The organism is Shigella sp. SIG6 (assembly GCF_053555815.1).
On the sequence record NZ_JBQZXC010000320.1, the window covers coordinates 1 to 466 of the forward strand.

At 49.8% G+C, this 466-nt stretch carries 1 pseudogene; it reads left to right on the plus strand.

Annotated features, from left to right (window positions below):
- Nucleotides 1-466: pseudogene (locus ACUU1M_RS20605) on the plus strand (site-specific integrase); the annotation flags it as partial.

Consider the following 466-nt stretch of genomic DNA (forward strand, 5'->3'; position numbering starts at 1 on the left):
AGTCCATGGCTGAGCAGTTCCTGACTGATGCCAGTGATGACTACTGGAATGGCGTAGAGGTGGCGACACTGGTTGACGAGAAGTCCAACCTCAGGGAACTTGCAGCGACAAGAGCGTTGAGTGTGGACCAGCAGAGGGGCATTAAGTTAGCGCTGGAAGTCCTGACCGCAGCACAGCAGAGAGTCGACACTGGTGATACCTCTGGTCTGATTAAGCTGATTGATGGTGGCGTAAGCCAGCTTACTGATGATAATAACCATACTGATTACTCAACTATAGGCGACTCTACGTCGATTCTGAAGAATGAGCAGGGGGATAGACCAGCAGTTTTCACACAGGAACGTCAGTTACTCACTCCAGAGTCACGAGAATCATCTGTACTTTTTCAGGAATTGGTGACATCACTGCTGGCTGAGAAGGTCCAGACACTGAAACAATCCAGCTTTAAGGACTTGTCAGCGTCCCT